The organism is Polynucleobacter sp. MG-Unter2-18 (genome assembly GCF_018687675.1).
Classification (GTDB): Bacteria; Pseudomonadota; Gammaproteobacteria; order Burkholderiales; family Burkholderiaceae; genus Polynucleobacter.
On record NZ_CP061302.1, the window covers coordinates 911,632 to 923,889 of the forward strand.

Below are 12,258 nucleotides of genomic sequence, written 5' to 3' on the forward strand. Positions count from 1 at the left end.
TGCACAGCAATTAATCATTGAAGAAGTTGCTCCTGATTATTGGGAGCAGGCTTGTGCTGAGTTGATGAAGCATGATCGTATTTTAAAAAAACTGATTCCAAAATACGGCCTAGGTTTTTTGCGAACGCGTGGAGATGCATTCACTACTTTGGCAAGGGCTATCGTTGGCCAGCAAATTTCGGTTGCTGCAGCTCAGTCTGTCTGGAGCAAGGTTTTATTGGCATCCAAAAACAAGGTAAACCCTAAAAATATTCTTGCTTTAAGTATTGAAGATTTGCGTGCAGCAGGATTATCGGGTCGCAAGGTGGAATACATCCGCGATTTGGCTGAACACTTTGATTCTGGTCGTTTACATGCCAATCAGTGGAAAGGCATGGAAGATGAGGTCATCATCAAAGAATTGTGTGGGATTCGGGGAATTGGTCGCTGGACAGCGGAAATGTTCCTGATTTTCAACATGATTAGGCCCAATATTCTCCCTTTAGACGACGCCGGCCTGATTAAGGCTATTTCCCTCAATTACTTCAGCGGAGAGCCTGTGAGCAGGCATGAAGCCCGTGAAGTAGCTGCAAATTGGGCCCCATGGCGCACGGTAGCGACATGGTATATGTGGAGAAGTATCGACCCCAAGCCCGTTGAATATTAAAATCAAGCTATGAAAACGACTTTCCTGGATTTTGAGCAGTCAATCGCTGAATTAGAGTCAAAGATTGAAGAGCTGCAATTTGTGCAAGATGAATCATCAGTAGACATTTCTGATGAGATCAAAACCTTGACTGAAAAAAGTCAGCAACTTACAAAAGATGTCTATGCCAATTTAAGTCCATGGCAAGTTTCTCAAGTAGCGCGCCATCCTCAGCGTCCTTACACATTAGATTATGTTGGAGCATTGTTCACCGATTTTCATGAGCTTCATGGCGATCGTAATTTTGCAGATGACCAATCCATCATTACTGGCCTGGCTCGTTTTCAGAATCAACCTTGCATGGTCATTGGCCATCAAAAAGGCCGCGATACTAAAGAGCGTGCTTTAAGAAACTTTGGCATGAGTCGCCCTGAGGGTTACCGAAAAGCAAAGCGCGTCATGCGTTTAGCGGAAAAATTTAAATTACCGGTGTTTACGTTTGTGGATACGCCGGGTGCATTTCCTGGAATTGATGCAGAAGAGCGCAACCAATCAGAGGCGATTGGTCACAACCTCTATGTTCAGGCGGAATTAGAAGTGCCGATCATTGCCACCATTATTGGTGAGGGTGGTTCGGGTGGCGCACTTGCGATTGCAATGGGTGATGTGGTGTTGATGTTGCAAAACTCAACTTACTCGGTCATCTCACCAGAAGGCTGCGCATCCATTCTTTGGAAGACTGCAGATAAAGCACCTGAAGCTGCTGAGCAATTGGGCTTGACTGCACAACGTTTAAAAGCCATTGGCTTGATCGATAAGATCGTCCCTGAGCCTACTGGTGGCGCACATCGTGATTACGACACCATGATGAACAATATGCGCAAAGCATTAGCTGAGTCACTAAAGACTTTCGATGGGATGAAAGTGGATGCGCTGTTAGAGCGTCGCCATGAGCGCTTGATGAGTTATGGCAAGTTCAAGGAAATCGAAGTCAAGTCTTAAGGCAGCTTTACCAGCAGCCAAACGGATTGGGCTTGCCTTAAGTGGTGGGCTTGATTCTGTTGTGTTACTCGATACAGTTTGTAAAGCCCTCAAAGCAAATTCTAATGACCCAACTGAGCTTTGGGTATTTCATATTCATCATGGTTTGCAAAAGCCAGCCGATCAATGGTTGGAGTTTTGTGAGCGACTGGCCAAAAAATACCAAGTACATTTTGACTTTCGTCTACTGCACTTTGCTGATCTATCTCAGGGCAATATTGAAGCTAGAGCGAGGGCAGAGCGTTACGATGCTTTGACTGATTTATGTATTGAGCATGGCATTGAGGATTTGCTGCTCGCACACCATCAAAACGACCAGGCTGAAACTGTGCTTTTACAGCTGCTACGTGGCTCTGGCGTAGCTGGTCTCTCTGGCATGCCTTTGCATCGTGCTAACGTCAACCAGGGCGACTCAATTACTCTCTGGCGCCCATTACTCAATCAATGCAGGGCAGAGTTAGAGGTCTATGCCAAAGAATACAAACTCAAATGGGTAGAAGACCCTAGCAATCAAAATACACGCTATCGCCGCAATGCGATCCGTAAAGAAATCATTCCAAGGCTGGAAAAAATTCAGCCAGGCGCAATTGGCAATCTAGCTCGAAGCGCTACTTTATTGGCTCAATCTCAAGTGTTGCTCGATCGCCTAGCTAAGCTAGATGGGAAAGATCTTTTTAAAGGTAGTAAGTTAAAGCTGGCGCCTCTCTTGGCCCTAGCCAAAACAGATCAAGCTGCAGCGAATAATGTCCTGCGTTATTGGTTGAAGTTAAATAATCTGGCAATGCCATCCCAGGAACGTCTTGAATCTTGGTGGAAAGACCTTAAGGCTGTAAAACCAGACTCTAGCTTGGAGTGGCAACATGATGAAGTCAGTATTTATCTGTGGCGCAACGTCTTGCAGATAGCGCATTGCATGACAGGGCAGTGGGTGTTTCAAAATGTGCCCTTACGAAGTAAGTCACTTGGCTTGCCTGCTGATTGGGTCAATACCGCCAAAGAACAAGGCCTAATTGAGGAAAGACTGCGCCAGGGAGCAGAAAAGATTCAAATCAAACCCAATACCCCACGCAAAACACTCAAGAATCTCTTTCAAGAATCGGATACACCGCCTTGGGAGCGACAGGCTCCGCTGCTCTATATCAAGGACCAGCTCGTAGCCGTTGCTGGAGTGGGGGCGAGCTACCCTCATCTAGTCTCCATTGGCAGGCGAGTGCTCCCTGTGTGGCTTGAGAAGCCATAGTAAAGCGTAAAACCCTGTAAAATAAGCCCCTTTTAGACCCTGGGGAATGTAATTCCCTATAAATAACAATACAACGGTTTTTATGGCTCTTATCGTTCATAAGTATGGTGGCACCTCAATGGGCTCGGTTGAGCGCATTCAGAATGTCGCTAAACGCGTTGCCAAGTGGATGCGTGCAGGTCACCAAGTGGTTGTAGTGCCATCAGCGATGTCCGGCGAAACCAATCGTTTGCTTGGCTTGGCAAAAGACATTAATCCTGATGCAAGCCCACGCGAACTCGATCAAATTGCCTCCACAGGCGAGCAAGTCAGTTCGGGTTTATTGGCCTTGGCCTTGTTGCGTGAGGGTGTTGATGCAGTTAGCTATGCCGGTTGGCAAGTAACAGTTCATACAGACTCCTCATTTACTAAAGCACGCATCAAGAGTATTGATGACAAAAAAATCCTTGCTGATCTCAATGCAGGACGTGCAGTAGTAGTAACGGGCTTTCAGGGTGTTGATCCAGATGGCAATATCACCACCTTAGGTCGCGGGGGTTCTGATACATCAGCTGTTGCGATGGCTGCAGCGCTTAAAGCAGATGAGTGCTTGATCTACACCGATGTGGATGGTGTCTACACCACTGATCCCCGAGTTTGTGAAGATGCACGTCGTCTAGACAAGATTACTTTTGAGGAGATGCTAGAGATGGCAAGTCTAGGCTCAAAGGTATTGCAGATTCGTTCAGTTGAGTTTGCCGGTAAGTACAAAGTTAAAACCCGTGTTCTGTCATCATTGACAGATCCGTTGATGCCCTTAGACCAAGAGATGAAGTCGGGCACCTTGATTACATTTGAAGAGGACAGCACTATGGAAGCCGCAGTTATTTCCGGCATCGCCTTTGCGCGTGATGAAGCAAAAATTACCGTTCTGGGGGTTCCTGATCGCCCAGGTATCGCCTATCAAATCTTGGGTCCAATCGCAGATGCCAATATTGATGTGGATATGATTATTCAGAATCAATCATTTGAAGGTAAGACAGACTTTACTTTTACAGTTCCCCGCGCTGACTATCAAAAAGCTTTGGACTTGCTCAAGAAAAATGTGCAAGCTCATATTGAAGCAAAAGAAATTAATGGCGATCCCAAGGTTTCTAAGGTGTCAGTGGTAGGTGTAGGCATGCGCTCCCATGTGGGTGTTGCTAGCAAAATGTTCCGCACGTTATCGGAAGAGGGTATCAATATTCTGATGATTTCTACTAGCGAAATCAAGATTTCAGTGGTGATTGATGAAAAGTATATGGAGCTAGCTGTGCGTGCATTGCACAAGGTGTTTGATCTGGATCAGAAGTAAGAATACGCAGGAATTACCTAAAAAAGGCATTAAAAGCTCGCAGTCAAGCAAATCCGTTAAACTGTGAGTCGTTGTAGATGTAGTGGGTAGGGAGACGTGGCCGAGCTGGTCGAAGGCACTCCCCTGCTAAGGGAGCATCGGGGCTAAAACTCTGATCGGAGGTTCGAATCCTCTCGTCTCCGCCAAATCCTTGTGATTTAACCTGCTCATTACCGCTGCGACAAATAACTAAGCCCCATAACTGGGGCTTTTTTATTTCTACCTTTCATCTTTGAAGCACGTTTCAGCAAATTCAGCGATGTTGAGTAGTTTTTCATCTTCCCTGTAATTGCCAATCAGCTGAATTCCTAGCGGTAATCCGTTGCTAGATTGATGCACTGGAAGTGCGATTGCTGGGGTGCCTATAAAAGTCCAAAGGGAGCAAAAGATGGGGTTTCCGGTAAAGCTCAGACCCTTGGGGGCTTCCCCCGTGGCAGGAGCTGCCAGTATTGCATCAAAGTTTTTAAAATATTGTGAAATGGCGAGACGTAAATTCGCTTGAAGATCTTTTGCCTGCAGGTAATCTTCCATCGAATGAGACCTACCTTTTTCTATGAGCTCTTTGATATCGAATCCTAAAAGCTCCGGAAACTGCTCTAAATGCTTTTCATGAACAAGCGCAGCTTCGCAAGCCATTAAGACAGCCAAGGCCTCGATACCATCCCAGTATATTTGGGGTAGTGTCATTTCCTCGATATGAGCACCCGATTTCTTAAGCAAAGTTGCCGCATGGTTCACAGTCTTTATCTGTTCTTGGCTTAATAATTCATCAAAGGGCGTTTTGAGATAAGCAATGCGAGGCTGATGATTGCTTAGTTCTTCACTCAGAGGTTTAGACAAGATCTCAGGAATAACAATGGCATCTTTCTCATTGATATCGGTGTTGCGGAGTAAATTAAAGGCGTATCTCGCATCTGCAACCGTTCTAGTAAAAAATCCAATATGGTCTAAGGAGTCGGAGACGGGGTGTGCGCCTGTTCTTGGGACGGCTCCAAAGCTAGCCTTATAGCCCACGACCCCGCAATAAGATGCCGGCCTAATAATGGACCCAGCTGTTTGCGAGCCTAAGCTCAAAGGGACTATTCCACTGGCAACAGCTGCAGCTGAACCACTAGATGATCCGCCTGGTGTGTGAGCACTATTCCATGGGTTGCTTGTGGCACCTGCGTGACGCCAAGCAAATTCAGTAGTGACTGTTTTCCCAAAGATGACGCCACCTAAATTACGAATCTTTCGGATAATTTCAGCATCTTCACTAGGTACAAAGTTTTTGTATATTGGTGAGCCATTCGTTGTTACAAAATCCTTTGTTGCAATGATGTCTTTTACGGCTACAGGTATCCCCATCAGTGGACCAAGCCCTGACCGTTGGCAAAGCTCTTTTAAAGAGGCTCTCACTGTAAACGCCTTTAATTCGGACTCAACTTGATCCGCGCGTTCTACACATTCGGCTAGATAGTCATCGACCTTAAGCTGACCTTGTTGAATTTTCTCGCATGCTTGCAATAAACCGATGGCTGGTCTCATTTTGCTCATATCCGCCTCTAAGTGGGTTTTCTCACTTTATCACTGACCCTCATTTTCAGGCTAATTTAAGCCCGAATAAATATTATTAATAAACTTCACAACTTCACAACTTCTGTGGTATAGTATTTGCAAAGGAGGTGAAATGAGAAGAGCGATACCAAAAACACATCAAGCTTTAGATTGGATAGGGAAGGGAATGACCGCAGCTCAGGCCGCTAGGAAGATGGAAATTTCAGAATCTAGCGTCTATGCCGCCTTAAGAAAAACCAAAGCAAAAGATTTGGGTTGTTGTCCAACCTGTGGCCACAAAATAAGGAAATAAGATGAAGAAAACTCTATTGGCAGTTGTCTCAATCTCTGTAGCTGCATTTGCATATGCAAATACCTCATCGGATTCTTCTGAATTGCTAAGCCAGCAATGCAAGATTTCTGCTGAAGCAGTGTCTACATTGAAGGGCTTGCGCTACGGCAATACCTCCATTCGAAAGGATGTAGCAGGCTTAATCAATTTAAATCTAAAGGTCCAAGAGAATAAAGAGGCGGCGCAAATGACTCTAAACCGAATGGTGGATGATCAAATCAATTCAAGCTCTGCTTTAGAGGCAAAATATTGTTCTTAATGCTGTAATGAGTTGGGTATTGCTCAATCATCTGTGAAGGCGTTTGATGACCCATTCATTTGAGTGTCCAGAATGTGGCAATTCCCGAGGAATGCTTGGGGCATGTCATCAATGCGGAAGTGAGGAACTTCCTCTGCCGCACAGTGACACGATGGTGCTGAATGTAAAGTTCGATAGTCCAAGTGCCGAGGAGGCTTTGGATAGATTAACTATTGGACTGCGTCGAGCATCTGAGGTCGGTATTAAGGCAATCATCCTGATACATGGTTATGGATCCAGCGGTGAGGGTGGCAAGATTAAGTGGGCCATTCATGATGCCCTTAACAACAACTATTTCTCAGATCGGGTTGATGAGTATCACTTCGGCGAACAAACCGCATTTGGTAGCGAGGCATACCATGCCCTTTTAAGAAGAAGGCCAGGATTAAAGGCCTATCTGAAGCACTTCAAGGAGGGTAATGCAGGTATGACGGTATTAATACTGTGATCTCTGTTGGAATTGCTTAGAATGGGCTTATCCCATTAAATTTGATGGCATCAGCAAGGAGTGGTAATGACTGCTAAAAAATCGACAACTGTGCAGGAAGAAGCGAACATCAATTCTGAAAATTTAATTGGTGACTTTAAGGCGCTGATGGCAGATGCAGAGGAGCTCATTAAGGCAACGGCAAGTCACGACGATGGCCAGCTTGGCGCAATTCGTTCCAAAGCTTTGGAGACCCTTAATAGCGCAAAAGAAAGTCTTTCCTCTGTAGAGGGCACTGTGACCGAAAAGGCCAAAGTCGTTGCTGAGCGTACGGATGAGTTTGTCCATCGAAATCCCTGGGAGGCGGTAGGCGTCGCTGCCGGGATTGGCTTGTTGATTGGTCTATTTATTCGTCGTCACTAGGTATTTATGTCACAAGAAAATCTTTTTTCCGCACTAAAGAATCTTGTCTCCACTGGGGCATCGATTGCTCAGACTCGTTTAGAGTTGATCTCTACTGATGTGCAGATTGCACGCACTCAGTTTCTGAATCTCTTAGTGATGGTGACCTGCGCATTATTTTTCTTGTTCTTTGGTTTGGTGATGCTCGCCTTACTCATTGTGATTTATAGCTGGGAGACTGATAGGGTACTGGCGCTGAGTCTATTAACAAGCGGTTTCTTAGTCGTAGGCATTATTCTGGCGCTGGTAGTTTTGCGCTCAATCAAAACGATGCCCAAATTATTCGAGGCAACGATTGCAGAGTTGGCTAAAGACCGCCAGGAGCTTTCTAAATGATGAGTCAAAAGCTAGCTGAACTTCAGGCTAGACAAAGAGTGCTGCAGGAACAGGCAGCCCAAGAGCGTGCTGACTTCGCCTTGCATTTCGAGCCCATAGAAAAGCCCCTATCCTGGGCTGATAAAGGTATAGATGCGTTTAATTTCATGAAGAGCACCCCAATTTTGTGGACAAGCGCGTTCGCTGTGCTAGCCCACTACAAACCCAAGCTTGCTAGTAAGTTGCTTACCGTAGGCTGGGGTACCGTCAAGCTTCTAAAGGGTGCTAAGAGTCTTCTGTAGCTAGAACTTAAGCAACTAAGACCGTCTTATTGGTAATTCCGGTTTGGCTCAAGATCTTGCCACCATTTAACCCATCGATTTCTAGCAAGGTCAAAGCGCCAGCTACGTCAAAGCCAGCTTTTTTCAGTAGTTTGCTAGCCGCAATGATGGTGCCTCCAGTGGCCAGAACATCATCCACAATCAAAACACGCGCACCTACTGGCATAGTAGATTGCGCAATTTCAAGGGAGTCAGAACCATATTCCAGTCCATAAGACTCTCGGTGGCTGGCTAAAGGTAGCTTATTGGGTTTTCGGGCTAAAGCGAGGCCCTTATGGGTTTGATAGGCGAGGGCAGTGCCAAAAATAAAACCCCGTGATTCAATACCTAAAATATGGCTGTAATCAAACTGCTGTGCAAGGGCCTCTAGCTGTAGCGTAGCCTCCTTAAACGCACTCGGGTTGGCCAACAAAGGGGAGATATCCCTAAAGAGGATCCCCGGCTTTGGAAAGTCTGGAACTCCGGGTAGATAATCTAATAAATTCATTATTGGCTGATATGAAAACACAATTGCTCATTATTACCGCATTAGAGTCCGAGCTGGATAAAAGCGCATTGCCCGCCGGTGTAGATATTGTGTATTCCGGGGTCGGAAAAATCAATGCAACGGCAGCAAGCCTGCAGGCTATCCATCAATATCAGCCTCAACGGATAGTGAACTTTGGGACCGTTGGAAAAATTAACTCTACGCTAGAAGGTTTATTAGAAATCGGTAGGGTGATTCAGCGTGACATGATGACAGTACCTCTGGCTCCACGAGGGCAGACCCCATTTTGCTCAAAACCGTCTCAATATTTATCACTTGGCGGTGAGCATACTTGCGGAACTGGCGATAGTTTTGTAACGGCTCACGATCCTTGGTTGATATCCCAGGGTATTGATGTGGTGGATATGGAATTATTTGCTATTGCCAATATTGCTTATCAATTTAATATCCCATGGCAATCATTTAAATACGTGACCGATGATGCTAATGCTGACTCTGGAAAAGAATGGACTGACCGCGTCAATCACGGTCAAGAACTCTATTTAGCCAAGCTTAAAGACTTGATGAGCGTCTAAAGCAGGCTCAACATCATTACCTAATTAACTGCGCAGATGAATACTCAAAAACCTTGGCTGAAAAACTATCTCGAAGGCGTTCCTCATGAGATTGATTTGGCAGGGTACGCATCAATTGTTGATTTCATAGAAGAATCTTTTGCTAAGTACCCCGATCGCATTGCAATAGAGTCGATGGGCCACAAAATCAGCTATCGTCAACTTGATATCCTATCCAAGGACTTTGCTGCTTATTTGCAAACTTTAGGTTTGGAGGCGGGCTCGCGTATCGCCATCATGTTTCCAAACGTTCCACAGTACTTAATTGCAATGTTCGGTACCCTCCGCGCAGGATATGTTGTGGTGAATATAAATCCGCTCTACACCGCCAGAGAGCTCGAACATCAATTACAAGATAGCGGAGCATCTATTTTGGTGATGCTAGAAAACTTTGCTCATGTGTATCAGGAGATTGCAAATCAGGGACTTGTCAAAAAGGTGATTGTGAGTAGCTTGGGTGAGAGCCTAGGCCCTAAAGGCGTCATCATCAATTTAGTCGCTCGCCATATTAAAAAGCTCATCCCACACTGGAAGTTTCCTTGCGTTAAATTGAATCAGGCCCTTAAGCTAGGTGCTGGCCATGGCTTTACTAGGCCGACTTTAGCGCAAGACGATATCGCGTTTTTGCAATACACGGGAGGCACTACGGGGGTATCTAAAGGCGCAGTTTTATTACATCGCAATATATTGGCCAACATCATTCAAATTGAATCTTGGCTTGAGCCTGCCTTGAAAAAACGGCAGCAGCAATTAGTTTTTTTATGCGCCTTACCTATGACTCATATCTTTGCCTTGACTGCCTGTGGTCTGCTTGGAATGCGTAAGGGCGCTCAATTATTATTAGTCGCCAATCCCCGTGATATCACTAGCTTTATTAAGCTCTTGATGAAACGCCCTGATATCAATATTTTCCCGGGTGTCAACACGCTATTTCATGCGCTGATACACCGCCCAGAATTTAAACAGGTACGCCTACCTAATCTCTTGGTCACGATCGGCGGTGGCATGGCGGTTCAAAAGAAGACAGCTGAACTTTGGCAGCAAATGATGGGGGTACCGATTGCTCAGGGATATGGGCTATCGGAAACTTCACCAGTGGTGTGTGTCAATACTCCATTTGTAAAAGAATTTACTGGATCCATTGGTATGCCAGTGCCTAGTACGGATGTAGTGATACTGGGTGATGATGGAATAGAAGTTCCATTTGGCATGACCGGAGAAATTTGTATTCAGGGTCCGCAGGTGATGGCAGGTTACTGGAATAGACCTGAGGACACGGAACAATCTATTACACCAGCGGGATATTTTAAATCTGGCGATATCGGCATCATGAGTCCTGATGGCTTTGTACAGATTGTTGATCGCAAAAAGGACATGATTGTAGTTGCTGGCTATAAAGTATTCCCCAATGAAATCGAGGAAGTCATTTCTCAAATGCCTGGCGTAAGAGAATGTGCCGTCATTGGATTGCCGCACCGTAAGCTGGGCGAGATCGTCAAGGCCTACATCATCAAAGACAAGTCTGAACTAACTGAGGCCCAAGTCATTCAGTATTGTAAAGAGCAAATGACCAGTTACAAGCGCCCCAGAAAGATTGCTTTCATCGATGAAATGCCCAAGTCGAATGTGGGCAAAATCTTGCGCCGTCATCTGCGCGACTTATAAAAATTATAGGCCACCGCCAAAGCGGTATTGCCAAGAAATACCATACAAGTCATAGCTATTATTGGTTCTTGAGTAAGCCCCCGTGCTCGCTGAAAGGCGAATCGAATTATGTTTATTTACTGGGTAGGACATCGTTGTACCAAAGCGCCAATTCTCTTGACTGCTACTAATCGGGTTGCCATTGAGATAAGATTGCCCGCCAATAAAGTAAGTGGCATCTACTGAGATCCAGGCGGTATTCTGAAAGTAGTAGATTCCGTGTGTTTGTGTTGAGTAAACCGGGTTCTGAGATAGCGAGTTGCCGTCCATATAGTCAGTATTGCTAGTGTAGAAAATACCAGCACCAGCAAGCTCAAATCTCCAAGGGCCAACTGCCTTAGATACGCCAAGACCCGGCTGGATAAACCAACGATTAGCACCTACATTAATCAGTTGATTGTCATCGTATTTGCCCCACGGGACCGAGGCTGCAAGACTCACGCCAGCAATGAGATCTTGCTGATAGTCCTTAAATTGATCCAGCGTTAATGCTGGAGCTCCGTAGAGATTAATCGCAGCCTTGATGAGTGGGTCAGATAAACCCTCAGTGCTCGCATTGACTGTGCGCCCGCCAATTATTTTTGACCCACTAAATTGAGCGTACGGAAGGACAAGTGTGAGCTTGCCTGACTGCCCGCCAGCATCAAATATATGAGTCAGGCTCATTACTTCGCTAGTAAGGCTGTAGTTATTCGTTTTCGCCTGAACTACACCGGCACTCAAAAAATTAATTCCGATAGGGGTGTTGGAGTAGGTGCGCGCCTCGATTTCTTGGGAATGAGATAAGGTTGGTACTAAAGCAAATGTAATGAACAATAGGCAGGCGCCTATTACAAAAGCCCGACTATGAGGAATGGAGGGTAAATTAATCATCCGAGTTGCATCACTCAAGCTTGATTAGTTGGGCTTCGATTTGTCACCAAACAAAATCTTCAGGGTAGCGTTGCTGCCAAGCATGATGGTCATCCCTGTGAAGAGTAAATAAGGCCACACAATTAACCAGTACACAATCGACATGGCCACTACGCGTAAAGGATTGGATTGCCCAAAGTCAGTCATGGATATCAAAAACGGTTTGCCATGAATTAATCCATGTACTCCGGCCTCTAAATAATTTAAGCCTAAAACAACCAGAAGATAAATTAGGGACTCCAAGAGAAGTGAACTCACAATCCCATGTCGCTTATTCACTTTAATTGGGAATGCAGCCTGAGCTAGTAGCATAAACTTGGCGCAGATAGCCGCTTTGAACAAAGCAAAGCCAAAGATAGATAAAGGAATCGGCCTCTCATCTAGTGAGGTTGCGGCCAAAAAGGCCAGAGCACAAAACCACGCTCCAAAGTAAATGGTTAGCTGAAATGCTTTGACAAACTCCTTTTTAGCTTTTTCTTTCAAGCTTTGTGTTGGAGCAAAATTAGGCGACGTCGCGCTCATAAAAACTTTC

General features: G+C 45.4%; 14 protein-coding genes, 1 tRNA gene and 1 pseudogene. 12 read left to right on the forward strand and 4 right to left on the reverse strand.

What is annotated here, in order from left to right; all coding sequences use genetic code 11:
* Positions 1-19: 19 nt before the first annotated feature.
* From C2759_RS04845 to C2759_RS04865, 5 genes and pseudogenes are all read left to right on the forward strand, one after another.
* Positions 20-646: pseudogene (locus tag C2759_RS04845) on the forward strand (DNA-3-methyladenine glycosylase); the annotation flags it as partial.
* A 9-nt stretch (positions 647-655) separates the two neighbouring features.
* Entirely contained in the window at positions 656-1,627 is a 972-nt protein-coding gene (locus tag C2759_RS04850; protein ID WP_046330116.1) for an acetyl-CoA carboxylase carboxyltransferase subunit alpha, read from the forward strand.
* Positions 1,593-2,906: a tRNA lysidine(34) synthetase TilS gene (gene tilS, locus C2759_RS04855; RefSeq protein WP_215356516.1), complete on the forward strand. Its 1,314-nt coding sequence runs from the start codon at positions 1,593-1,595 to the stop codon at positions 2,904-2,906. Before C2759_RS04850 ends, tilS begins: the two co-directional genes overlap by 35 nt.
* 82 nt (positions 2,907-2,988) lie before the next feature.
* Entirely contained in the window at positions 2,989-4,239 is a 1,251-nt protein-coding gene (locus C2759_RS04860; protein ID WP_215356517.1) for an aspartate kinase, read from the forward strand.
* A gap of 90 nt (positions 4,240-4,329) precedes the next feature.
* Positions 4,330-4,424: transfer RNA gene (locus tag C2759_RS04865), tRNA-Ser, on the forward strand.
* A gap of 73 nt (positions 4,425-4,497) precedes the next feature.
* Here C2759_RS04865 and C2759_RS04870 read toward each other — a convergent pair.
* A complete protein-coding gene (locus tag C2759_RS04870; RefSeq protein WP_251367032.1) occupies positions 4,498-5,814 on the reverse strand; it encodes an amidase in 1,317 nt (438 codons plus the stop codon).
* Positions 5,815-6,128: 314 nt separating this feature from the next.
* On the opposite strand from C2759_RS04870, the gene C2759_RS04875 reads away from it, so the two are divergent.
* From C2759_RS04875 to C2759_RS04895, 5 genes are all read left to right on the forward strand, one after another.
* Entirely contained in the window at positions 6,129-6,425 is a 297-nt protein-coding gene (locus C2759_RS04875) for a hypothetical protein (protein ID WP_215356518.1), read from the forward strand.
* 46 nt (positions 6,426-6,471) lie between these two features.
* Positions 6,472-6,912, forward strand: a complete 441-nt coding sequence (locus C2759_RS04880; protein ID WP_215356519.1) for a Smr/MutS family protein — start codon at positions 6,472-6,474, stop codon at positions 6,910-6,912.
* A 66-nt stretch (positions 6,913-6,978) separates the two neighbouring features.
* On the forward strand, positions 6,979-7,314 hold the full coding sequence (locus C2759_RS04885; RefSeq protein WP_215356520.1) for a YqjD family protein: 336 nt from the start codon (positions 6,979-6,981) through the stop codon (positions 7,312-7,314).
* 6 nt (positions 7,315-7,320) lie between these two features.
* A complete protein-coding gene (locus tag C2759_RS04890; RefSeq protein WP_215356521.1) occupies positions 7,321-7,689 on the forward strand; it encodes a phage holin family protein in 369 nt (122 codons plus the stop codon).
* Entirely contained in the window at positions 7,686-7,970 is a 285-nt protein-coding gene (locus C2759_RS04895) for a YqjK-like family protein (RefSeq protein ID WP_251367033.1), read from the forward strand. Before C2759_RS04890 ends, C2759_RS04895 begins: the two co-directional genes overlap by 4 nt.
* Positions 7,971-7,977: 7 nt before the next feature.
* Here the strand turns inward: C2759_RS04895 and C2759_RS04900 are convergent, their stop codons facing one another.
* Positions 7,978-8,496 carry an adenine phosphoribosyltransferase gene (locus C2759_RS04900; protein WP_215356522.1) on the reverse strand — a complete coding sequence of 173 codons (519 nt, stop codon included), beginning with the start codon at positions 8,494-8,496 and terminating at the stop codon, positions 7,978-7,980.
* Positions 8,497-8,507: 11 nt separating this feature from the next.
* Here C2759_RS04900 and C2759_RS04905 point away from each other — a divergent pair, with 11 nt between their 5' ends.
* Together C2759_RS04905 and C2759_RS04910 are read left to right on the forward strand one after the other, a co-directional pair.
* The gene (locus C2759_RS04905) at positions 8,508-9,071 is read left to right on the forward strand and encodes a 5'-methylthioadenosine nucleosidase (protein ID WP_215356523.1); all 564 of its coding nucleotides are present in this window, start codon (positions 8,508-8,510) and stop codon (positions 9,069-9,071) included.
* Between the two features lie 36 nt (positions 9,072-9,107).
* Positions 9,108-10,775 (forward strand): AMP-binding protein, encoded by a 1,668-nt coding sequence (locus C2759_RS04910; RefSeq protein WP_215356524.1) that lies wholly within the window; start codon positions 9,108-9,110, stop codon positions 10,773-10,775.
* A 3-nt stretch (positions 10,776-10,778) separates the two neighbouring features.
* Here the strand turns inward: C2759_RS04910 and C2759_RS04915 are convergent, their stop codons facing one another.
* Both C2759_RS04915 and C2759_RS04920 read right to left on the reverse strand, forming a co-directional pair.
* Positions 10,779-11,687: a transporter gene (locus tag C2759_RS04915; RefSeq protein ID WP_215356525.1), complete on the reverse strand. Its 909-nt coding sequence runs from the start codon at positions 11,685-11,687 to the stop codon at positions 10,779-10,781.
* Positions 11,688-11,711: 24 nt separating this feature from the next.
* Positions 11,712-12,248, reverse strand: a complete 537-nt coding sequence (locus C2759_RS04920; protein WP_215356526.1) for a hypothetical protein — start codon at positions 12,246-12,248, stop codon at positions 11,712-11,714.
* Between the last annotated feature and the right edge of the window lie 10 nt (positions 12,249-12,258).

Bases quoted from the DNA above. Each gene is read 5' to 3' on its own strand.
- C2759_RS04870 (WP_251367032.1), bottom strand. From the start codon at position 5,814: ATGAGCAAAATGAGACCAGCCATCGGTTTATTGCAAGCATGCGAGAAA.
- C2759_RS04860 (WP_215356517.1), top strand. From the start codon at position 2,989: ATGGCTCTTATCGTTCATAAGTATGGTGGCACCTCAATGGGCTCGGTT.
- C2759_RS04920 (WP_215356526.1), bottom strand. From the start codon at position 12,248: ATGAGCGCGACGTCGCCTAATTTTGCTCCAACACAAAGCTTGAAAGAA.
- C2759_RS04850 (WP_046330116.1), top strand. From the start codon at position 656: ATGAAAACGACTTTCCTGGATTTTGAGCAGTCAATCGCTGAATTAGAG.
- C2759_RS04895 (WP_251367033.1), top strand. From the start codon at position 7,686: ATGATGAGTCAAAAGCTAGCTGAACTTCAGGCTAGACAAAGAGTGCTG.
- C2759_RS04915 (WP_215356525.1), bottom strand. From the start codon at position 11,687: ATGATTAATTTACCCTCCATTCCTCATAGTCGGGCTTTTGTAATAGGC.
- C2759_RS04900 (WP_215356522.1), bottom strand. From the start codon at position 8,496: ATGAATTTATTAGATTATCTACCCGGAGTTCCAGACTTTCCAAAGCCG.
- C2759_RS04885 (WP_215356520.1), top strand. From the start codon at position 6,979: ATGACTGCTAAAAAATCGACAACTGTGCAGGAAGAAGCGAACATCAAT.
- tilS (WP_215356516.1), top strand. From the start codon at position 1,593: ATGGCAAGTTCAAGGAAATCGAAGTCAAGTCTTAAGGCAGCTTTACCA.
- C2759_RS04875 (WP_215356518.1), top strand. From the start codon at position 6,129: ATGAAGAAAACTCTATTGGCAGTTGTCTCAATCTCTGTAGCTGCATTT.
- C2759_RS04880 (WP_215356519.1), top strand. From the start codon at position 6,472: ATGACCCATTCATTTGAGTGTCCAGAATGTGGCAATTCCCGAGGAATG.
- C2759_RS04890 (WP_215356521.1), top strand. From the start codon at position 7,321: ATGTCACAAGAAAATCTTTTTTCCGCACTAAAGAATCTTGTCTCCACT.
- C2759_RS04905 (WP_215356523.1), top strand. From the start codon at position 8,508: ATGAAAACACAATTGCTCATTATTACCGCATTAGAGTCCGAGCTGGAT.
- C2759_RS04910 (WP_215356524.1), top strand. From the start codon at position 9,108: ATGAATACTCAAAAACCTTGGCTGAAAAACTATCTCGAAGGCGTTCCT.